Annotated in this window: 24 protein-coding genes and 1 pseudogene; 16 read left to right on the top strand and 9 right to left on the bottom strand. The window is 30.9% G+C overall.

The window, feature by feature from the left end:
* Complete coding sequence (locus tag AB3K27_RS18895; RefSeq protein ID WP_368488888.1) at nt 1-1,500, top strand: nitrogenase component 1; 1,500 nt, start codon at nt 1-3, stop codon at nt 1,498-1,500.
* Nucleotides 1,501-1,629: 129 nt separating this feature from the next.
* Here AB3K27_RS18895 and AB3K27_RS18890 read toward each other — a convergent pair whose 3' ends face one another.
* Genes AB3K27_RS18890 through AB3K27_RS18875 form a run of 4 tightly spaced genes read right to left on the bottom strand, consistent with a single transcriptional unit; the run spans nt 1,630 to nt 4,559 of the window.
* Nucleotides 1,630-2,064: a hypothetical protein gene (locus AB3K27_RS18890; RefSeq protein WP_368488887.1), complete on the bottom strand. Its 435-nt coding sequence runs from the start codon at nt 2,062-2,064 to the stop codon at nt 1,630-1,632.
* A 12-nt stretch (nt 2,065-2,076) separates the two neighbouring features.
* Complete coding sequence (locus tag AB3K27_RS18885; protein WP_368488886.1) at nt 2,077-2,625, bottom strand: LytTR family DNA-binding domain-containing protein; 549 nt, start codon at nt 2,623-2,625, stop codon at nt 2,077-2,079.
* A gap of 18 nt (nt 2,626-2,643) precedes the next feature.
* Nucleotides 2,644-3,174, bottom strand: a complete 531-nt coding sequence (locus tag AB3K27_RS18880; protein WP_368488885.1) for a hypothetical protein — start codon at nt 3,172-3,174, stop codon at nt 2,644-2,646.
* Nucleotides 3,174-4,559, bottom strand: a complete 1,386-nt coding sequence (locus AB3K27_RS18875; protein WP_368488884.1) for a flavodoxin family protein — start codon at nt 4,557-4,559, stop codon at nt 3,174-3,176. Before AB3K27_RS18875 ends, AB3K27_RS18880 begins: the two co-directional genes overlap by 1 nt.
* A gap of 553 nt (nt 4,560-5,112) precedes the next feature.
* Between AB3K27_RS18875 and AB3K27_RS18870 the strand changes: the two genes are divergently transcribed.
* The 10 genes and pseudogenes from AB3K27_RS18870 to AB3K27_RS18825 all read left to right on the top strand — a co-directional run.
* A protein-coding gene (locus AB3K27_RS18870) for an IS3 family transposase (RefSeq protein ID WP_368488883.1) occupies nt 5,113-6,362 on the top strand; the annotation gives its coding sequence in 2 pieces (ribosomal slippage) (nt 5,113-5,401 and nt 5,401-6,362; 1,251 coding nt in all).
* Nucleotides 6,363-6,489: 127 nt separating this feature from the next.
* Nucleotides 6,490-7,479 (top strand): allophanate hydrolase subunit 1, encoded by a 990-nt coding sequence (locus AB3K27_RS18865; RefSeq protein ID WP_368488882.1) that lies wholly within the window; start codon nt 6,490-6,492, stop codon nt 7,477-7,479.
* 91 nt (nt 7,480-7,570) lie between these two features.
* Nucleotides 7,571-8,488, top strand: coding sequence for a biotin-dependent carboxyltransferase family protein (locus tag AB3K27_RS18860; protein ID WP_368488881.1), 918 nt, complete (start codon nt 7,571-7,573; stop codon nt 8,486-8,488).
* 34 nt (nt 8,489-8,522) lie between these two features.
* Nucleotides 8,523-8,741 (top strand): acetyl-CoA carboxylase biotin carboxyl carrier protein subunit, encoded by a 219-nt coding sequence (locus AB3K27_RS18855; RefSeq protein WP_368488880.1) that lies wholly within the window; start codon nt 8,523-8,525, stop codon nt 8,739-8,741.
* A 13-nt stretch (nt 8,742-8,754) separates the two neighbouring features.
* Nucleotides 8,755-10,119, top strand: a complete 1,365-nt coding sequence (locus AB3K27_RS18850; RefSeq protein WP_368488879.1) for an acetyl/propionyl/methylcrotonyl-CoA carboxylase subunit alpha — start codon at nt 8,755-8,757, stop codon at nt 10,117-10,119.
* A 2-nt stretch (nt 10,120-10,121) separates the two neighbouring features.
* A complete protein-coding gene (locus AB3K27_RS18845) occupies nt 10,122-10,883 on the top strand; it encodes a 5-oxoprolinase subunit PxpA (protein ID WP_368488878.1) in 762 nt (253 codons plus the stop codon).
* Nucleotides 10,884-10,895: 12 nt separating this feature from the next.
* A complete protein-coding gene (locus tag AB3K27_RS18840) occupies nt 10,896-11,402 on the top strand; it encodes a DUF1097 domain-containing protein (protein ID WP_368488877.1) in 507 nt (168 codons plus the stop codon).
* A 165-nt stretch (nt 11,403-11,567) separates the two neighbouring features.
* Nucleotides 11,568-12,395, top strand: coding sequence for a lysophospholipase (locus AB3K27_RS18835; protein WP_368488876.1), 828 nt, complete (start codon nt 11,568-11,570; stop codon nt 12,393-12,395).
* Nucleotides 12,396-12,697: 302 nt separating this feature from the next.
* The gene (locus AB3K27_RS18830; RefSeq protein WP_368488875.1) at nt 12,698-12,919 is read left to right on the top strand and encodes a YdbC family protein; all 222 of its coding nucleotides are present in this window, start codon (nt 12,698-12,700) and stop codon (nt 12,917-12,919) included.
* Between the two features lie 55 nt (nt 12,920-12,974).
* A pseudogene (locus AB3K27_RS18825) lies at nt 12,975-13,141 on the top strand (carbonic anhydrase); the annotation flags it as partial.
* A 170-nt stretch (nt 13,142-13,311) separates the two neighbouring features.
* On the opposite strand, the gene AB3K27_RS18820 reads toward AB3K27_RS18825, so the two are convergent.
* The 5 genes from AB3K27_RS18820 to AB3K27_RS18800 form a co-directional block, all read right to left on the bottom strand.
* A complete protein-coding gene (locus AB3K27_RS18820) occupies nt 13,312-13,500 on the bottom strand; it encodes a hypothetical protein (protein ID WP_368488874.1) in 189 nt (62 codons plus the stop codon).
* A 201-nt stretch (nt 13,501-13,701) separates the two neighbouring features.
* Nucleotides 13,702-14,352, bottom strand: a complete 651-nt coding sequence (locus tag AB3K27_RS18815) for an ABC-2 transporter permease (protein WP_368488873.1) — start codon at nt 14,350-14,352, stop codon at nt 13,702-13,704.
* Nucleotides 14,349-15,209 carry an ABC transporter ATP-binding protein gene (locus tag AB3K27_RS18810; RefSeq protein WP_368488872.1) on the bottom strand — a complete coding sequence of 287 codons (861 nt, stop codon included), beginning with the start codon at nt 15,207-15,209 and terminating at the stop codon, nt 14,349-14,351. Before AB3K27_RS18810 ends, AB3K27_RS18815 begins: the two co-directional genes overlap by 4 nt.
* 5 nt (nt 15,210-15,214) lie before the next feature.
* Entirely contained in the window at nt 15,215-15,592 is a 378-nt protein-coding gene (locus AB3K27_RS18805) for a GntR family transcriptional regulator (protein WP_368488871.1), read from the bottom strand.
* Between the two features lie 558 nt (nt 15,593-16,150).
* Nucleotides 16,151-17,059, bottom strand: a complete 909-nt coding sequence (locus tag AB3K27_RS18800; RefSeq protein WP_368488870.1) for a PhzF family isomerase — start codon at nt 17,057-17,059, stop codon at nt 16,151-16,153.
* A 296-nt stretch (nt 17,060-17,355) separates the two neighbouring features.
* On the opposite strand from AB3K27_RS18800, the gene AB3K27_RS18795 reads away from it, so the two are divergent.
* The 5 genes from AB3K27_RS18795 to AB3K27_RS18775 all read left to right on the top strand — a co-directional run bounded on the left by AB3K27_RS18795 (nt 17,356) and on the right by AB3K27_RS18775 (nt 20,522).
* On the top strand, nt 17,356-17,823 hold the full coding sequence (locus AB3K27_RS18795) for an Lrp/AsnC family transcriptional regulator (protein ID WP_368488869.1): 468 nt from the start codon (nt 17,356-17,358) through the stop codon (nt 17,821-17,823).
* Nucleotides 17,824-17,842: 19 nt separating this feature from the next.
* A complete protein-coding gene (locus AB3K27_RS18790) occupies nt 17,843-18,559 on the top strand; it encodes an AzlC family ABC transporter permease (RefSeq protein ID WP_368488868.1) in 717 nt (238 codons plus the stop codon).
* Nucleotides 18,556-18,891, top strand: coding sequence for a branched-chain amino acid transporter permease (locus AB3K27_RS18785; RefSeq protein ID WP_368488867.1), 336 nt, complete (start codon nt 18,556-18,558; stop codon nt 18,889-18,891). The genes AB3K27_RS18790 and AB3K27_RS18785 overlap by 4 nt, the downstream gene beginning before the upstream one ends.
* A gap of 263 nt (nt 18,892-19,154) precedes the next feature.
* A complete protein-coding gene (locus AB3K27_RS18780; RefSeq protein ID WP_368488866.1) occupies nt 19,155-20,282 on the top strand; it encodes a tyrosine-type recombinase/integrase in 1,128 nt (375 codons plus the stop codon).
* Nucleotides 20,283-20,522: a hypothetical protein gene (locus tag AB3K27_RS18775; RefSeq protein ID WP_368488865.1), complete on the top strand. Its 240-nt coding sequence runs from the start codon at nt 20,283-20,285 to the stop codon at nt 20,520-20,522.
* Nucleotides 20,523-20,559 lie beyond the last annotated feature (37 nt).

The raw sequence follows: 20,559 nt of genomic DNA, 5'->3' as shown, positions 1-20,559 counted from the left end.
ATGAAAATGGAATTAAGTACAACTGCACCAGCACGTGAAGAAAGATTGAAAGCTGGTATTGCTTTTGGAGGAACATGTGCCAATTTAAAAGATTGCTTGAATAAAGCATGTTTAAATAATGCAAATCGCAGCTTTTCTCAAACTTATGGATGCCAACATGGGTTAAGTCTTGGGATTTTAAATACATTAAGAAATGCTGTTGTTGTAATGCATTCTCCACTAGGATGTGGAGCCTCTACTAATAGTTCTGTAGGACAAGGTTCTAGTTTTAAGCGTTTAAGAGATCCTAAAGCTGAAGGAACAATATGGCTGAGTACTAATCTGGATGAATCAGATGTAATAAGTGGAGGAGAAAAAAAGCTGAGAGATACAATTATATATGCTGATAAGGAATTCAGACCAGAAGTGATTATTGCAGTGAGTGGATGTGTTCCGGCATTAATTGGAGATGATATAGATGGAATAATCTCTGATCTGCAATCAGAAGTTGCCGCTGCTTTAATACCTGTTACTTGTGAAGGATTTAAAACAAAAGTAATGGCTACGGCATATGATGCAGCTTATAATGGTATAATGAAAAAACTTTTAAAAGACATAGTCAGGGAAGAAAATTCAGTTCAAGATGATTTTGAAGAAATAAAAAGAAAATATTTACTTACCAGACATGTTAATATTTTTAATGTTGGCTCTATGAGTAGAGCTGATGAACTTGAACTAGAAAGGTTGTTAAATGCCATAGGGTTAACTGTAACTTTTCTGCCTTGTTACTCTGCGCCAAAAGATTTTGCATATTCTTTGGAAAGTTCTCTAAATGTAAGCATCTGTGGAACACATGATGATTATTATATTAAATATGTAGAACAAGAATATGGAATTCCTTTTATAATCGATACAATTCCAATTGGAAGAAAGAATACGGCACGTTGGGTTTTAAAAATTGCAGAGTACTTTAATCTAGAAAAAGAAGCAGAAGGTTTTCTGAAAAAAGAAGATGAATTACTTAATGAAAGTCTTGAACCATATAGAAAGAATCTTAAAGGTAAAAGAGTGTATTTGGGGGGAGGGGCTATCAGAATAGTTGCTACTGCAGAAGTATTACAGGATTTGGGAATGGAGATTGTAGGATTTAAAGGACATCATATAGATAAATTCATAGAGCCAATCTTTGAGGCCCTGGAAAATATAGATGATGTTGTATTTAATGTAGCAACTCAACAACCTTTTGAACAGGTAAATATTGTGAATAAGCTAAAACCAGATGTAATTGTAATTCATAGTGGAGTTAATAATATTACTGCTAAACAAGGCTTACCTATATTGCCTCTGTTTGGACCCACCAATATTTATATGGGATATGCAGGTGTATTTGAAATTGCCTGTAGACTCAATAGAAAAATCAAAAACAATCAATTCAATAAAAATATTTCAAAAAATAGATCACTTCCTTATAGAAGAGAATGGTATGATAAGGATCCATTTACCTATATAAAAGAAGATTAAAAAAAATGAGAAATGGAGAGTATAAATAAAGTGAATTGAAAATAAAAAATAGTGTAAAAAGTAGGGGGTATTACAATAAAAATACCCCTTATATGTAACATATTTATATAGTAAAAAATTTTAATGTAATTAGGATTTTCTTTTCAATTGCTGTTTTTTATTTTTTAGTTTTGAATTTAAATCCAAACATTTTCTATAGGAATAGTAACAAAAACTCATTCCAAGAAGTTCTGCTGATATTAAAATTGATATTAATTGTATCATGGATATAGTATTATTATAAGCTAAATAATAGTAAAAAGATGGCATATAGGAAATAGCTCCTATTATTATAAATACTGATATAAATGCCAGTTTTACATCTTTTTGTTTTATGGCAAATATATATATGAAAACAAACATAGAAATTGTTCCAATAGCTCCCCCAATTATGGAAGATATAATTAATATAGTTATAGTTTCACTGTTTATGTTTACAGCGGTTACTTGAACCATACCTACAAATAATCCTATAAACATGGATATTGATAAATTAAATAAAAAATCTTTTAAATTTCCTTTCATGTTTAGCTCACCTCAGAATCCAAGAAATTTTTTGAAATCATTTAAATATTTTCGTGTAACATAAATCTCCTCATCTATATCCATGATTCTTAATATAAGCTTACTATTAAACCATGAAATAATACGATCTACTTTCACTATGTTTACAATAAAACATTTGCTCACTCTTATGAATTCCTTATTTTCCAACTTTTTTTCCAATTCGTAGAGTTTTTCCTTTACCTTATATTTTTTATCTTTTGTCTTACAAAATACATTGTTTCCTACAGATTCAAAATAATAAATGCTATCATAAGTGAGTACTTTAAGTTCATCTTCTTCACATTTTCCTGTTATTATATTTTTAATTTCTTCCTTACTGGCGGTGCTCTGATCTAAATAGTCCATTAAAAGGTTTAGGGTGCTCATATCAAAATATATGCCTATTTTCCCTGGTCCCAAATCAAATCCTTTTTCGATAATGCACACTCTGGCATCTTTACTAATTGTTATTTTTCGGTTAGTAAGAACTTCCTCTAATATTCTTTTTATGTTTTCTGAGCAAATTAAATCCATCTCCATATAAAACCCTCTTCTATTTTAAGCTTCTGGAAGTAATCCCGGGATTATAATAGACAATGCAATTCCCAAGACTATTAATATATTTATAACTATAACAGTAATAGTATTATGAGTTGTTAATTCTATAATAGCATTGATTAAGTAGATAGTCGTCCATATCTTTGTTATCAAAACATTAACTTCTATAAATAAGGGAGATTCTCCAAAGTCTTTTTTGTATCCACTTTTAGCTTTATACATAGTATAGGGTTTTTTTATTATAGTAGAAATAAATCCCATTAAACCCAATGTTATATAAGAAGTTAAGTATCTATACTCAACAATAAAGTCCATTTGAAAATAAAAATATAATATATTAGATGTGATAAAGTATACTAGTAACACACAAGACATAATTCCCATATTCTTATTTATTACATTTTTTATAAATAATATTACAATAGAGCCTAAACCTAAAATAAGTCCTAGTTTATTTGAGATGCTCCAGAGAAATATTAAAGGCACAAAGCCCAGTGTTACATTCAAACTTGCTTTTAAACTATTAACCATTACTTAGTACCTATTTTTTGAAGAACTTTTTTATGGCCCGCAATCATATGATCAACCATATTTCTCTGAACTTCTTTTCTGAATTTTTCTTTTCCCATAAAGTATCTCATAACTTTCACCTGCATTTTTTGCTTAAAGGATATTTTTTTTATCAGTCCATTTTTCTTATAGTACTTATAATCAGCTGTAAATATGGCTCCTAAGTGCCCTTCTATGGCATCGGAAAACAATTTTCTTGAAGCTACGCCTAAAAAAGTTTCGGATTTAAAATAATTTTTTTCACAATAGTTTACACTAATTTTAGCAAAAGTATATATTTGCTTATCTATAATATCATTGTTTTCACTTTCATCAGTGACAAATCCGATTAAATTTCTGTCTTCTCCAGTATATAACTCTAATATTTGTCTTAAATTTTGGTGCTCACTTAATTTTCCTGAAATAATATAGCCTATTTGTTTACCTTTTAAGAAAGGAATATGGGTGTAACAAAAACTTCTGTCATAATAGAGTTTAAAGCGTGAGGATAAAAATCTATCTTTTATAGTGCCGGCAAAAATAATTATATCTCCATTTTTAATAATATAATCTAAAAATTTTCGGTAACCATCCCTGTTATGGTAAACACATATATTTTCTTGGGCGCAGTTGCAGCAGCCTAAACAAGGACCTTTTATATCTATTTGATAAAGATTAAATACTTCTACTGAATTTTGTAAATAGCTTTTATATTTATTAATCATTTCATTAAGATTACTGTCTTTTTCTTGGGCGTCTGTTAAAATAATTATTTTTTTAGTAGTATGAATAAACTTATCTGTTTTTCCTGCATTATATTTAAATGTGCTTTCACTTAAGGTGTTAAATAACTTATTAGTAATTAAACCTTCATCAACGTAGATAAGTAAATTTTCAAAGAATAACTTAAGTTCCTGCCTTCTATTTTCTTTTGTTAAATCCTGCATTTCATGGGATAGATATTCTACATAGTTCATGCCCAGATCCTCACATATTGCCCTCATGTAATTATGTGCATGAATATCTGCATAATGAATAGAAGTAGAGAATACACTGGTATATTTTGCTGAAAAATAACCTGTTAAATTATTTTCAAATATTAATTCAATAAACCTTTTATAATGAGAAGGTACCAGGGCATAATATAGTGGAAAAGCCCATATGACAGCATCTGCTTCTCCAATTTTTTTACATAAAGTTTCTAATCCTTCCTTGGATTGCTCACATTTTTTTATATCTTTTATAGTGTGGATATACTCAAATTGATGATTTTCATAATTCTGTTCCAGATATTTCATTGATTGCATTGTAACGCTTTTTTGTGATTTTGGACTTCCATTTAAGACAATTATCTTCAAAAACAACACCTCCTGCTCTTTATCCGAACGCTACCATTGCTAACACCCCTGCTCCCTCAAAGTGGGTGATAAGCACTGCTACGCGTCTGGATAAGTTCTTCCCCTAAAGGATAACGTATTCTAAGTGCTAAAGACACTAAGAATACTGTTAATAAGGTCTAGATAGAGAAAAGCATTCCTCATGAGCAAACTCCACCTGAACCTAAGAATCACTTGATAATTTTATTTTATTGAATTACCCAAATTAAAACTATAGATTTCTTTTAACATGCAATATTTAATGGATAAGATGCATTAATGGATGAATTAGGATGCTCATTTGTAATAATAGGATAAATAAATTCGCATACAATTGTTCAATTTGAACATATACACTAAATTGACAATGTGATATTATGTATCTAAATTTATTATTAAATCAATAATAAATAACATAATTATTAACAAAAGTAGTAATTATGATGTGGTAATATTAATAATATTATATCTCTTAAGCCCCTAAATAGGTTTGGACGATTACATCTATATTTATTATAATGTAGAAAGTGATTGAAGGTAAACTATGAAAGGAAAAAGTTATACGAAAGAATTAAAAGAAGAGGTATTAAGAGAAGTGAAAGAAGTAGGAAATGTTTCACTGGTATCAAGAAGACATGGGATCTCAAAATCAACTATATTTACGTGGATAAAGAATTCTAAGGATGAGATTAAAGTTAAGCCTGGTAGAAAAGCTTTAGTTGAGGGAGAAAAAGAACTTGAAAATGAGTTAACAGAGGTAACAAAAGAGAATGATCAGCTAAAAAAATTGTTAGGAGAAAAAGATTTAGAAATAGCAATTCTTAGAGACTTAATAAAAAAATCAAACCCTCAATTAAAGAAAAAGTAGAAATAGCCAAAAAGTATATAGATCAAGGATATAATTCGGTATTTGTACTTAAAGTAGTTAAACTTGGAAGGTCAACATATTACTATAATTTAAGCGTAGAAGGCAGAGAAAAGGCTAGACCTAAGGGTGGAAAGCCAAAAGGATACAGCATAAACGGAGATGGTGAAAAAGTATGCGATGATCAGATTAAGGAATTTATTCTGGAGGCCATTGACGGGGATGCTATTAACTATGGATATAGAAAAATAACTTATCATTTAAGAAAATATTATAATCTTGTGATTAATCATAAGAAGGTTTATCGGCTCTGCAAGGAGCTTAGAATACTTAAAGACCAGAGAATAATTAAAGCTAAAATAAAGAGAAATATTGCAGTTAACAGAACTATAACAGGCTCAAATCAACTATGGGAAATGGATATAAAATATGGCTACATAGAAGGTGAAGATAAATTCTTCTACTTACTAAATTTAATTGATATCTTTGATAGGAGCATTATAGATTACCACATGGGTTTACACTGTGAGGCTAAAAATGCTACAGCACTACTTAGAAAGTGCTTAATAAAAAGAAACTTGTTTGAGGAAGGCTCTAAAAAGCCAGTAATAAGAACAGACAACGGACCTCAGTTTATAAGTCATAAATTTGATGAATGCTGTGAAGAACTTAAAATTGAACATGAGAGAATACCAGTGAAGACGCCAAATAAAAACGCACATGTAGAATCATTTCACAGAATACTTGAGGATGAGTGTTTAAAAATTAATGAATTTCAAAGCTATGTGAAAGCATACAAAATAGTAAATGAATTTATGGAATTCTACAATAATAGGAGATTACATTCAAGTTTAAGATTTATGGCTCCACATGAATTTTATAACCTTTATTTTGGAGAAAACCTAACAAATATTCAAATAAGGGCCTAAATTTAAGAGAAATGAAGAATTTATTAGATTCTGTCCAAAACGAAGGGGTTAATCCGATTTTGCGGATCGTAACGTAAAATGTGTACATAAAGAATTATAAAAAATTATGTAAAAGGAGGATAAACAAATGGCAAAAAGTAAATATGAAGTAATTTTATCCACCCTGCCTGAGGCAAAAAATAGAGTAGAGGTACTTTTTAGGCAGGCGGGTGATGGTTTTATCCAAATTGAATACGGCAGGGAACAACGGGCAGATATATTGGATTCTTTTAGAATGCTTGCTGTAGATGAATTGATAAAAGAGAAAAATATAAAGGGGCTTATTGAAACCCTTCCTGGTATCAGAACAAATATGATACATTTTGATCCTGTAGAAATTTCAGCGGAAAAAATAATCGATGAAATAAAAGATGCAGAGGATTCCATAACAAGTATAGAGGATATGGTAATTGATTCAAGGATTATACACCTGCCTATTGCATTTGAGGATAGTGAAACAAAAAAAGCAGTGGAAAAGTATGAAAAGGAGGTTAGACCTAAAGCTCCAAATGTAATTAATGGCTATAATCTTGAGTACATGGCTATGTGTAATGGGATTTCAGTGGATGAGATTAAGAAAACATTACTAAACACCTATTGGTATAACAGCGGTTGCGGATTCTGGCCTGGAGGTGGATTTTTCTGGCCCATGGATCCAAGGTGTGCCATTGTAGTTCCAAAGTATAACCCACCTAGAATTTGGACACCGGAAGGAGCAGTGGGAATTGGGGGACCATGTGTATTTACCTATACTACTCCTACTGGAGGAGGGTATCAACTCTTTGGAAGAACTATACCTACATTTCAGCTCAGCATGAAGCATCCTCAATTTAAGGAAAGTCCATTCTTATATAGGCCTTCGGGAGACAGAATTAAATTTTATGAAATTACAGAGAAAGAATTGTTGAACATATATGATCACGTCCACGATAAAACCGATTATAAATACGAAATTGAAGATGGTGAAATAATTGTTAAGGATTACCTTGAATTTTTAAAAAGAGACGATGTTGTAAAAGGCACTGAAGAATTTCAAAAGAAACAAGAAGAAGGTACAAAAAAAGCCCCTAGGCTTTAAATATTATAAAGTGAGGTGAGTAAAAATGATAAAAATACAAAATGGAGGAATAGAAGCTATTGTTGAGGATTGACCGGGAAGATTAGGCTATATGGGACTTGGAATGGCAGCGGCAGGTGCTATGGATAATTTGGCACTTCAACTAGGAAATTTAATTGTGGGAAATAAAATAGGTGAAGCAGGAATAGAAGTTGCAGGAGGGTACTTTCAAGCGCAGTTTGAAGAGGATATGGTTATAGCTGTTACCGGTACGGATATGAATCCTATTATAAATGATGAAAAAATTAAGTTATGGGAATCTTTTAAAGTAAATAAAGGTGATGTATTAAAATTTTCTCACTTTGGAGAATTTGGATTCAGATGTTATATATGTGTTGCCGGAGGAGTTGACGTTCCAGAATATTTAGGAAGCAAATCTACCTGTGTTTTTGGTTCTTATGGAGGCTTTGAAGGTAGACGGCTAGTCCCTGGGGACAAAATTAAAGTTGGAAAACCACTGGGTGAACTTAGCAGCCTGGAAGGACGAAAGCTAAAATCAGAAATAATACCAGAGTATTCAAGAACATGGGAATTAAGAGCTATTCCAGGAATGAATTCAGTCCCGGATTATGTAACAGAAGAAGGTATGAACTATTTATTCAGTAATGAATTTAAAATTTCCTATAGTTCGAATCGTTCTGCATATAGAATTTCAGAGATACCATCTTACTTTTTCTCAAGAGAGGATGGTGGAAAAGGTGGAAGTCATCCTTCAAATATTGTTGATCATGGATATAATATGCGGGGTGATATAAACATATGTGGAAATACTCCAATTATTTTAATTGCAGATGGTCCAACCCTTGGAGGATATATATGTGTTGCAAATATAATTAATGCAGATTTGTGGAAGATAGGACAGGGCACTCCATCTAGAGATTACATAAAATTAGTTTATTGTACTAGAGATGAAGCTGTGCAAGCAAGAATAGACAGAAATAAGATGCTTACAGAAGATTCACTATTATAAAATAAAAAAATAGATGTTTTTAGGAGGAATATATATGGAAAAGAAAGTATGTGCACATATGCCTGGACTTGTTGCCCGTGTAGTGGTTAATGAAGGAGATAAGGTTACAAAAAATCAGGAAGTTGCCGTGTTAAATTGCATGAAAGTAGAAATACCTGTATGTGCCAATGATGATGGTGTAGTAAAAAGTATTCTGGCAAAAGAGTGGGATGAAATGGAAATAGGAACTCCTATGGTCATATTGGAGGTTTAATGGGGGGAGATTTATGTTTAAGAAACTTCTTATAGCAAATAGAGGAGAAATTGTAAATAGAATAATAAATACTTGCGAAAAAATGGGTATAAAAACTGTAGTTATATATTCCGAAGCGGATAAAAATGCCACGTATATAAAGAGGGCAGATGAAGCTTATAATATTGGACCGGCTAATCCAATGAAAAGTTATCTAAATATTGATGAAATAGTTAAAGTGATGAAAATATCAAATGCAGATGCAGTTCATCCCGGGTATGGTTTTCTGTCTGAGAACAGTTCCTTTGCAAATGTTATTTCAGAACTTGGTGCAAGCTGGATTGGACCATCTCCTAAAATACTTGAAGAAATAGAATCCAAATGTTATTGCAGAGAAATTGCCAATGATGTGGGGGTACCTGTAGTTCCAGGTTCTGATAAGCTTGTAAGTAGCGTTGATGAAATATTAGATATAGCAAATTCCATAGGGTATCCTATTCTTTTAAAATTGGATAAGGGCGGCGGAGGAAAGGGAATAGAAATTGCTGAAAATGGTAATGACATAAAAAATATATTTGAACGTCTTTGTCGAGTTGGAACTCTTGCCTTTGCATCTTCTGACTGTTATGTAGAAAAAGCTATAAAAAATCCAAGGCATATTGAAATACAATTTATCATGGACCAATTTGGAAAGTGTGTGTGTCTAGGTGAAAGAGAATGTTCTATTCAAAGAAGATATCAAAAAATTATTGAAGAATCTCCTTCGCCTGTTGTGACACAAGAAGATAGAGAAAGACTATATGATTATACTAAAAAATTAGCATCTAAAATGCAATACAAAGGCGCAGGTACAATGGAATTTATAAGGGATGAAAGTGGAAAGTTCTATTTTATTGAGGTAAATGCAAGGCTTCAAGTAGAACATCCTGTAAGCGAATTTGTAACAGGGGTGGATATAGTAGAAAATCAAATCAGGATTGCCTGTGGAGAAAGGATTGATTTTACCCAAGATGATATAAAGCTTAATGGTCATTCTATTGAATGTAGAGTATATGCAGAAGATCCCGTAAAATTTATACCTTCTCCAGGAACAATTCAGGACATAAGTTTTCCAACTATTGATTCTAAGTATTTAAGAATTGAGCATGCACTTGAAAAAGGAAGTGTAGTTCCACCTTATTATGATCCAATGCTGGCTAAGGTAATTTCATGGGGACAAAATAGAGATGAGGCTATTAAAATATTGATACAAGCTTTAAATGATTTTAAAATTAAAGGTATTAAAACAAATATATCTATAAATTTAAATATATTAAAAAATCAGAAGTATATTTCAGGTGATTTTGATACTTCATTCATATTTAGTATGAATGCGGTTAAATCTACGGTGGAGGTGTGATTATGAAAATAGATATAAATGTTGACATGGGAGAAAGTTTTGGTAGATACACATTAGGCAATGATGAGGAAGTCATGAAGTATATAACCTCTGCTAATATAGCTGCGGGATTTCATGCAGGAGATTCTTTAGTAATGGAAAAGACAATACAATTTGCTAAAAAATATAATGTTGCAATTGGTGCACATGTGGGGCTTAACGACAAACAGGGCTTTGGCAGAAGAGAAATTAATTTAACTTCAGAAGAATTGAGGGCAGATGTCATCTACCAACTTGGAGCTTTAGATGGTTTTCTAAAAGTAAATAATTTAAAGATGCAGCATATTAAGCCTCATGGAATATTGTATCGTATGGTTTCTGAATATGAGATATATGTGGATTGTTTTTTAGATACAGTTAAAGAATATAATCCAGAGCTTTATGTTGTACTTCCCGAAAATACCATTGCCTTTGAGAGGGGAAAGCAAAAAGAACTTAAAATGGTTTCGGAAATGCTGGTCGATTTAGATTATGATGATTCTGGCAATTGGGTACTTGAGAGAACCAAAAAAGCTCGCTCTCCTAAAGAAGTTGCAGAGAGGGCACTTATGGTAGCTAAAGATAAGAAAATTGAAACCGTAACTGGCAAGCTTATAAAGGCTGATGCAATCACAGTATGTGTCCACGGAGATTCTCCCAATGCTGTTGAAGTAGTAAAGGAAATTAAAGAAGTGTTGATATCAAATGGCGTAGAATTAAGTAGTATATCAAATATATATGTTTAAAGGAGGAAGTATATGAAGGCAAAAATTCCTATAGAAATTGTAGTTGCTGTACTTGCTGCTCTTTCCTGTTTAGTTTCATTGCCTGGACTAGGATTTCCAGTATGGGCACTGTTTATAGGATGGGCCTGGTATTTTGCTTTAGGTGCAACTCCTTCTACTATGAAGAGTATATATCCTTCAATGTTACCTGGGGCTTTGCTGGCAGTACTTTGCATATTCCTTATTAATGACTTTGGAAAGATTATGCCATCAATGCCGGCAATGATGATAGCAGTACTTATAACTGTTTTTCTACTTATGATTTGTTTAAGGATTCCCTATACTAATTGTTCTTTATCTGCATTTAATGCCTATTCCACAACCTTTGCAGTGTTCTATGGAGGATTTTTCCCAAAGATGGGAGTACAGAGTTATGATATTTTGATGGCTTTAGTATGGGCATTAATTGGTAATGCATTAGGACCTATTTTTGGATATTTAAGTATAGTTTTTACTATGCCAGCTAAAGATAAACAATGATTAAATTAATTTTTAATTCAACCCGGTGATTTATAGATTTATAAATAAAATTACTGGGTTAAATTTTGCGTTATTTTCTTTAACTAAGTGATGGTAGTTCACAAAAGTAGTTTGAAGGAAAACCAAATCTTTTGTAGAATAATTTAATAAAGGAGAGTGGTGTATATGTTAAATCATTTAGAAGGTAAATTCAATACATTTGATGATACTGAATTATTTTATACTAAAGATATAGTAGATTCTGCCAGGGCAGTAGTTGTAATAGTACATGGACTTTGTGAACATTCAGGTAGATATGAGTATTTTACAGAACAGTTAAATCATTTTAAATATACAGTTTATAGATTCGATAATAGAGGACATGGAAAATCTGGAGGAGAAAGAGGCTATGTGGAAGATTTTCAGTATTTTTTCAAGGATACGGATAGAGTGGTGAATATGGCTCTGGAAGAAAATAAAGGTTTACCTGTATTTATGTTTGGCCACAGTATGGGAGGATTTATTACCGTAGGCTATGGAATAAAATATAGAGATAAATTAAAAGGTCAAATACTGTCAGGAGCTGCAGTTTTAGAACCTCCAGCTTTTAAAAGTTTAAAAGAAAATAATTATTTTGAAAAAAATCCAAGAGAGAAATCTCCTAATCTTTTAGTTAAATTTATGTGTAGAGATACAGCAGTGATTGAAGATTATAATAATGATCCTCTTGTACTAAGAGAAATCAATATAAAACTTTTGGGAGAATCATTTATAAAAGGTTCTAAATGGATTGGTGAGAATATCAAAGGTTACGAGTATCCATGTCTTATACTTAATGGAGAAAAGGATAAAATAGTTAAAAAAGAGGAAGCTAAATGGTTGTTTGACAACATAAGTTCAAGAGATAAATCCATAGAAATATATCCTGAATGTTATCATGAAATATTAAGTGAAAAAGATGAAAAAGAAAGTATTATAGAAGATATACATCAATGGATTGAAGAAAGAATTTAGAGAAATTTTTAGATATATTTGAAAGAATAATTTTTCATAAATTACAGCTTAAATGTATTTTGATTAAGCTGAATTTTTTATATAGTGTATTGGAATATTGATATTTAGTATAATATACTTATCCGAGCACTGGAATTAACAATATTCCTATCTTTTTCAAAGTGACAGATAAGCACTGATATGCGCTTGGATAAGTTCTTCTAAGGTTCAGATGTAAAAAAGCATTTCTCTATAGCAAACTCCACCTGAACCTAAGAATCACTTGATAATCTAATTTAATCAATATGAGAGGAAGGTATATTATGGCGGATATAAAATATGAAATAAAGGAAACTATAGGGATCATTTCAGAATCACCAAAGGGATGGAAAAAAGAATTAAACCTAATGAGCTGGAATAATAATGCACCTAAATTTGATATTAGAGATTGGTCACCTGAACATACAAAAATGGGTAAAGGTATTACTTTAACCAATGAGGAATTAAAAAAACTAAGGGATATATTAAATGAAATGAAATTATAGAAAATGTGAAGTTATTCAAAAATTTTGGAGGAATATTATGAATAAATTATAGCAAATATTGGATTATAATCGTTGTTTTGTAGAGAATAAAAGGTATAATAAATATGTTACCTCTAACACCCGGATAAAAAATTGGTGATTTTGTCATGTATGGATACTAGATTAACAGAACTTCTTCAAAAGGCTCTGAATCTTAAGAATGGAGATGTAAACTTATTAAGAATTGAACCCTTATAAAATAGGAATTCTATTAATAAACGAGACAGTAAAACTTTATATGTCACAAATTTTTCTTTAACATCAATATTTTTCCTTTTTAATTTTGGACAGAAATAATCTATTATATTTTATAATGCATTTTAAAAATTTATCGTAATATCATTAACATAAAATCAAAAACCTGATAGACCCTTTAATATTTGTTTAGTTCTTGTAACTTTGCCTTGTCCATATATTATGCTGCTTTGCATATTTTCATTATATTTTCTGGTCTTTTTCTGTTCTTTTATAAGTGCCTTCACTTCAACATTTATGGCTCTTTTAGATTCTTTTAACTGTTCCTTTAAAATTATATTATTCATACTAAAGCTCCTTTCTATATTTGTTTTCTCAAAATTAATTATAAAAAGTCTTTAGTATGAATAAAAGGCCTTTCAGCTAGGTAATTGCTGGCGGCCTTTCCTTTTTTTCTGCCTAATAATATTTTACTGTGACGGACATTATTTTGATGAAGAGTTCAATTTACACAACTTAAACGACCTCTATGACTTTAAAATATAATTTTAAAGATCTTTATTTATAAAAATATTACAACTTAACTTGTACATAAAATACATAAACAACATGATTAAAATGGGTGCGATATATTTTAACATAGAAACGACTTCAGATGGAATAGTAATGTTCAAGAGCATACCGATTTTATAAATGGTAAAAGCTAAAGCTGTAGGCATGACAAACGCAACTATTATTAATTGACGCGCTGATTCTGAGCCATATTTAAAAATAAGAGGTATGTTTATGCTTCCACAAATAGCTGAAATGATTACTCCAATTATTCCCGAAAATATTAAATCACTAATATTATCCGTATTTGAGATACTAAATTTTTGGGTAATGATTCCACCCACAATACCAAAGCAGATACCAGATAGAATTCCCAACAAACAAAAAATCATTAGCATGCAAAATTTACTACGCACAACTTCTTTTTTAGTAATGGGCATAACCATAGCATATCTCGTCCATTTTGAGTTATCATCAAAAGCAAATGTTGTAACTACCATCATACTGTATATAACAATATTGGCAACAACATAAGAGGGCAAGCCAGCGAGTGGAATAATTGCAACGGTTAAAACAATTGTTAGTAACAACATGGACTTTGCTCCGTGCATGATGTTATAAATATCTTTCAAGATTAAGCTTCTCATTTTTTCGCCCCCTTTATGAAAAGAAGCAAAATATCATCAATAGAGGCGTTATCTATCACCGATTTTTTATATTTCTCTTGCGCCTTTTTTTTATTGGAAACTAGAACCTCCCATTCGTAGTCTTTTTTTCGATAAGCAAGGATTTCAGATTTATCGATTTTTTCAAATGTAGAAGTATCGCAACGGATAATGCCATAATTATAAATTAGTTCATCTTTGGGTTTAGTAAAAACAAGTCTTCCTTGATGAATAAAAGCAATATAATCAGCAATCTTTTCTAAATCACTGGTAATGTGAGAAGAAATGAGAATAGAATGATTTTCATTCTGAACAAAATCTAAAAACACATCAAGCATGTCATCCCGCATAATTGGATCAAGACCACTGGTTGCTTCATCTAAAATAAGGAACTTAGGATGATGGGAAAGGGCAGCCGCAATACAAAGTTTTACTTTCATGCCTTTGGAAAAAGTCTTAATTTCTTTGTTAAGTGGCAAATTGAATTTTCTTATATATTTATTAAACACTCTTCTATCCCATTTAATATAAGCAGCTCGAGAAATATTCTCTATTTTTGCAGGTGTCAGTGTTTCATAAAAATTGATATCATCAAAAACAACACCTATGTCCTCTTTGAGATGTTTGGGATCATCGGATAATTTCTTTCCCCAAAAGATCACCTCGCCATCATCTTTTTTTACTAAGTCTAAAATTGCATTTATTGTAGTGCTTTTACCAGCTCCATTTTCACCAATTAGACCCATTATCGTTCCTTTGAAAATGTCAAATGAAACATGGTCAAGTTTAAAACCCGGATACTGTTTAGTTAAGTTTCTAACTTGTAAAATACTATCCATAGTGCCTATTCCTCTCCTTGATAAAACATTGTTAAAAGTTCAATAAGTTTTTCGAGTTTGATGCCGTTGGTACGGCCGATATCAGCAGCTTCCTGTAGATGTTCTTCAGCTATTCGTTGCTGTTCCTCTTGAACAAAATCCTTATTTTGAGCTGATATAAAGCTACCGCGTCCAACTGTTGTCTCAATAAACCCGTCACGCTGTAAATCCTCATATGCCTTTTGTACAGTTATCACACTCACGTGGAGTGATTTTGCAAGAGCCCTCATAGATGGAATTTGGTCTCCTGTTTTTAATTCACCACTCATCACCATAGCTTTCATTTGTGAGGTAATCTGTTCATAGATGGGCTTACTTGTATTGCTGCTTATTATAATATTCAAAGTGACCCTCCTATCATTTATAGTGTACTTATTCAATAAGTACACTATACTACACACAAATTCTTTTGTCAATATAGTTTAATATTAAATAATTGAATAGTAGATAGGTATATTAATAAGATTTATAACATAATAAGAGGTAGTGTGTTGGAAGTGAATAATATTCCAGTTCAGAAATAATTTTAATTCCTATTGCGTTTTAAATGTTAATTATTTTGTTTTAATTTTTTCTTCAGTATTTATAGTTATTTCACATCAAATTGCAGTTGTAATTCATTTCTAAACAATATTACCACATATATCCATTGAAAACATTCTACTTATCTTTTTATAGTTTCAATAATTCCAATAGACTTCAAAGTATCTTTAAGAGCACATATATAAATTTCTCTGTATATAATTCCATCTGTGCATTTATAATATCCCCATATCCCACAAATGGCTCCTGTAATTCTTCATCAATGTTCTAGCAAATCGTTCGTCTTTTCAGTGATGACATTAAATAAGAAGATAGTGAGCTAACCCAAATAGTAATACTGTGACTTCCACTTTGAATAATTATTGCAACAACAACTCGGATTTAAATGCTATTACAGCATTTCCTGAAATTTTAACTTCTACAGGTTTATTATTTTCTATAACTACTTCCACCTCAATAGTACCTGAACGTTTTATAGCTTCGCCTTGTTTAGCTTTAAATTTAAGTAAAGAATTATTATGATTGATCAATTTATGGTGAACCAAATATGCACCCAAAGGACCGTTTGCATTACCAGTTACAGGATCTTCATTAATACCTATAGCAGGAGCAAACATTCTACCGTGAACCAAAACATCACTATCCTGAGAATCAACTGTAAAAACGTAATATCCATTACATTTAATAATATGGCTCAATTTAGAAAGGGTATCATAATTAGGCTTCATTTCATTTAAGGTTGCAATGTTTTTTATACCAATCATAACCTTAGAATGGCCTGTCGAAACAATCTGAATTGGATAACTTTCTAATAAGTCGTCATCACTTATATTTAGTGCTGATAAAAGCTTTTTTCTATTTATCCTTTCAATAATATCGCCAAATTCAATTTTCCCTTGCGTCATAGTAATTTTGTAATCTTTATTTTCTTTCACTATATCAACAGGCAGAATCCCTGCACCTGTCTTATGATAAACTCTTGAAGTGTTAAGCGTATTTTCAATAGCGCGGGCATAGTGCGCAGCAATAGTAGCATGTCCACAAATTGGCACTTCATTTGTTGGCGTGAAGAACCTTATATGAACATCATACTCATTACTATTTGAAGAAAAGATAAAAGCTGTTTCAGAATTATTAAGCTCCCTGGCTATTTTCTGCATTTCATCCGAAGTTAATCCATCAGCATTTGTTATAACTCCAGCTGGATTTCCAACAAATTTATCCTTAGTGAATGAGTCTATTTGATATAAGTTATATTTTCTTGTCATGCTTTTTCCTCCTACCGATTATGAATTTGTAGATTGCAATTCAGTTTCTTTATATACGGAAATTATACCATATTTTAACACCTGAGTATCGATATTTTTCTTTAAACTATCGCAGTATTCAATTTTCAATGATCCATTATTTACATACAATTAAGTAATAAATGTAAAGTACATTCTCTATTTCTTTATATTAAAGTATTAAATACAATTTTTTATTTACGCTACATATATAATGTGGTAATATATCTTATATACAAAATATAATTTATTAAAAAGCATTAAAAGGAGAATATAATATGGAGGTTATTCTTGATAATATCGATAAAGCAATCTTAAGAGAATTGCAGGAAGATGGTTCAATCTCAAATTTAGATTTATCAAAAAAAATTGGACTTTCACCATCAGCTTGCCTGGCAAGAACAAAAAATTTAGTAGAAACTGGTACTATCAAAAAATTCGCTACTATTATAGACGAGAAAAAATTGGGAATGGAAGTCCTTGCATTTGTTCTCGTCAATATAACACCTCTTAATAGACAAACAATACATTCATTTTTAGAGGATGTAAATAGATTTCCACAGATTCAAGAGTGTTACACACTTACGGGAAGCCACGATTATCTTCTTAAAATTATAGCAAAAGATATGGAGAGCTATAGAGACTTTATAATTGATTCATTAATGCAGAATACTACAATCAGCAGTGTTGAAACGAGTATGGTTATGGGGATAGAAAAAAGAACTGTCAACGTACCCATTGATTAAGTTTAGTGAGGTGAAAAACTTGAAAGAAAAAACTAGAGCATTAAAGGCCGCCTTCCCCTGTACTATCCCTGTATTAACTGGATTTACTTTCTTGGGTATTGCCTATGGCATCTTAATGAACAGTAAGGGTTATGGTGTTGGTTGGGCGGTTTTGATGAGCTTTATGGCATTTGCAGGATCAGCACAATATGTAGCAATTACTTTTCTTACATCAGTTTTTAATCCTATTTATGCATTGTTAATGACATTAATGGTAAATGCTCGTCATTTATTTTATGGAATATCAATGCTGGATAAATATGGAAATACTGGTAAATTAAAACCATATCTTATTTTTGGCTTGTGTGATGAAACATTTTCTATTGTCTGCTCGGCGGAGCCTCCAGAGGGTGTAAATCAAAACTGGTTTAATTTTTTTATTACATTCCTTGATCACAGCTATTGGGTATTAGGCACAGCTCTCGGCGGGATACTGGGTTCTATGGTTTCATTTAATACAAAGGGTCTTGATTTTGTTTTAACTGCTCTTTTTGTGGTAATATTTGTCGGACAATGGAAGACTCAGAAAAAGCATAAACCTGCAATAATCGGAGTTTTATGTTCTGTTATCTGTTTGATTGTTTTTGGACAAGATAATTTCATTATTCCTTCCATGATTGTTATATTGATAGTATTGACAGTATTTCGAAAAAAATATTTAGAGGAGAAAGAACTTGCAGAGGAGGACGTACAATGATTTTAGTACCTGTTCAAACTTTCATTATTATTTGCATGGTAACTGCTGGCACAATTATAACAAGGGTTTTGCCTTTTATTTTATTTCAAGATACTAAATCAAATAATTCATATATCGGTTACCTTGGCAAAGTTTTACCCTATTCTGCTATAGGTCTGTTGGTGGTATATTGTCTTAAAAGCGTTAATTTTAAAAATCCTACATATGGGATTCCGGAGGCAGTAGCTATCATTTGCATTACTGTGCTTCATTATTGGAAAGGTAATACACTTTTAAGTATTGGGGTAGGTACGGTTATCTACATGGTGCTTGTTCAAGCTGTTTTTATTTAAGAATTGATTAAAAAACTCTCTAAATTAAGACGTATTCTTCTTATTTTTAATGTATTGTTTTATTTTAAGAGGGATACATTTTACATGAGTATTTATAAACGAATGAAATATAGTGTAGATAATTAAATAGTAATTATAGTATTTTATGTACTGCTTTTATATAGATATTACACAGTGATTACTAAAAATATAGTTTGTAATATTATAGTCTATATAGTAAATTATATGTAGAAGATAATCGAACTGTAGGAGTGTGTATGTGTATGGAAGTGGTGAAGGTAAAAACAGAAGATAATAAAGAAAGATATTATGTTGCAGATGACAATGGGCTGCCTGTAGAATCAATATTAAAGTTTATTAAATTTAAGGATAATACTAATTATGCAAGAAATACGTTAAGGATGTATTGTCAACATTTAAAACTATATTTTGAGTATTTGGAGCAGAGAAGATTAGATTTTCAGAAGGTTACTATTGATGATTTATCATTATTTGTTAATTGGTTACAGAATCCATATAAGAGTTTAAAAGTGACACCTGTACATCAAGTAGAAATAGCAAGAAGTCCAAGAACAGTAAATATTATAGTTAATACAGTATTGATGTTCTATGATTATATTTTAAGGCATGAAGAGTATAGCAATAATATATCAGATAGACTTAAAAAGTTTGTATCTGCTCCAAGCAGAAATTTTAAAGGATTTTTGTATGGAATAGCTTATGATAAGAAAAAAGTAACCAGTAACATTCTTAAATTAAAAGTACCTAAGAATAAACCTAAGACACTTTCTAAGAATGAAATAGAAATACTTGTCAAAGCTTGCAATAATCTAAGAGATAAATTTTTATTGTCATTGCTATATGAAACAGGAATGAGAATAGGTGAAGTATTATCACTATGGGTTGAAGATATTGATATAAGTGGTATGGCTATTGATTTACAAGATAGAGGGCAACTTGAAAATAATGCAGAGATTAAAACTGTATCAAGTCCTCGTAGAATAGATATATCACAGAATTTAGCTGATATGTTTATGGAATATATAGCTGAATATCATACAGAAGAAGTAGAAACAAATCATATTTTCATAAAGATAAGTGGTAATAACAAATACAAAGCAATGGACTATGTAGATGTAGATAATCTATTTAGAAGTTTTAAAAAGAAAACAGGTATATATGTAACACCATATATGTTTAGACATAGTTCTCTAACAGTACTTAGAGTGGCAGGATGGAAGCCTGAATTGCTTAGAGTAAGAGCAGGACATAAAAATATTTATGCAACTATGAATACTTATATTCACCCCTCAGAAGAAGATATAACAAAAGAGTTTGAAAGAACTCAACCTAATTTGGATTTAGCTATATATGATGAGGGGGAAAAGTAAGTGGATAATTTACAACTGATAAAAGATAATCAACAAAATAAATATGATGAAATTATTGAATATTTAAAACAAGACGATGGATATTGGTTGGAAAATGATATATGGGATTTAACTAAGGAGTTTTTTATAGGAAAAGTTGTAAATGGATGTAGATACATTGACTTCTCTTATATTAAAAATGATGTTCTAAAAAATGAAATTAAGTATTTTTTCTATATAAATTTAAAGAAAAATTACTAACAAATAAAGGATTAATAAGACTAAATGCTCCATTAAA

The sequence above is a fragment of the Clostridium sp. BJN0013 genome (genome assembly GCF_040939125.1).
Classification (GTDB): domain Bacteria; phylum Bacillota; class Clostridia; order Clostridiales; family Clostridiaceae; genus Clostridium_B.
This window is presented reverse-complemented; position numbering and strand designations above follow the sequence as displayed.

Excerpts from the sequence above, each read along its gene's own strand:
- AB3K27_RS18855 (WP_368488880.1), top strand. The coding sequence starts at position 8,523 with ATGGAAAAGAAAGTATGTGCACATATGCCTGGACTTGTTGCCCGTGTA.
- AB3K27_RS18860 (WP_368488881.1), top strand. The coding sequence starts at position 7,571 with ATGGGACTTGGAATGGCAGCGGCAGGTGCTATGGATAATTTGGCACTT.
- AB3K27_RS18815 (WP_368488873.1), bottom strand. The coding sequence starts at position 14,352 with ATGAGAAGCTTAATCTTGAAAGATATTTATAACATCATGCACGGAGCA.
- AB3K27_RS18840 (WP_368488877.1), top strand. The coding sequence starts at position 10,896 with ATGAAGGCAAAAATTCCTATAGAAATTGTAGTTGCTGTACTTGCTGCT.
- AB3K27_RS18820 (WP_368488874.1), bottom strand. The coding sequence starts at position 13,500 with ATGAATAATATAATTTTAAAGGAACAGTTAAAAGAATCTAAAAGAGCC.
- AB3K27_RS18800 (WP_368488870.1), bottom strand. The coding sequence starts at position 17,059 with ATGACAAGAAAATATAACTTATATCAAATAGACTCATTCACTAAGGAT.
- AB3K27_RS18795 (WP_368488869.1), top strand. The coding sequence starts at position 17,356 with ATGGAGGTTATTCTTGATAATATCGATAAAGCAATCTTAAGAGAATTG.
- AB3K27_RS18880 (WP_368488885.1), bottom strand. The coding sequence starts at position 3,174 with ATGGTTAATAGTTTAAAAGCAAGTTTGAATGTAACACTGGGCTTTGTG.
- AB3K27_RS18785 (WP_368488867.1), top strand. The coding sequence starts at position 18,556 with ATGATTTTAGTACCTGTTCAAACTTTCATTATTATTTGCATGGTAACT.
- AB3K27_RS18885 (WP_368488886.1), bottom strand. The coding sequence starts at position 2,625 with ATGGAGATGGATTTAATTTGCTCAGAAAACATAAAAAGAATATTAGAG.
- AB3K27_RS18895 (WP_368488888.1), top strand. The coding sequence starts at position 1 with ATGAAAATGGAATTAAGTACAACTGCACCAGCACGTGAAGAAAGATTG.
- AB3K27_RS18850 (WP_368488879.1), top strand. The coding sequence starts at position 8,755 with ATGTTTAAGAAACTTCTTATAGCAAATAGAGGAGAAATTGTAAATAGA.
- AB3K27_RS18845 (WP_368488878.1), top strand. The coding sequence starts at position 10,122 with ATGAAAATAGATATAAATGTTGACATGGGAGAAAGTTTTGGTAGATAC.
- AB3K27_RS18810 (WP_368488872.1), bottom strand. The coding sequence starts at position 15,209 with ATGGATAGTATTTTACAAGTTAGAAACTTAACTAAACAGTATCCGGGT.
- AB3K27_RS18890 (WP_368488887.1), bottom strand. The coding sequence starts at position 2,064 with ATGAAAGGAAATTTAAAAGATTTTTTATTTAATTTATCAATATCCATG.
- AB3K27_RS18780 (WP_368488866.1), top strand. The coding sequence starts at position 19,155 with ATGGAAGTGGTGAAGGTAAAAACAGAAGATAATAAAGAAAGATATTAT.
- AB3K27_RS18865 (WP_368488882.1), top strand. The coding sequence starts at position 6,490 with ATGGCAAAAAGTAAATATGAAGTAATTTTATCCACCCTGCCTGAGGCA.
- AB3K27_RS18835 (WP_368488876.1), top strand. The coding sequence starts at position 11,568 with ATGTTAAATCATTTAGAAGGTAAATTCAATACATTTGATGATACTGAA.
- AB3K27_RS18830 (WP_368488875.1), top strand. The coding sequence starts at position 12,698 with ATGGCGGATATAAAATATGAAATAAAGGAAACTATAGGGATCATTTCA.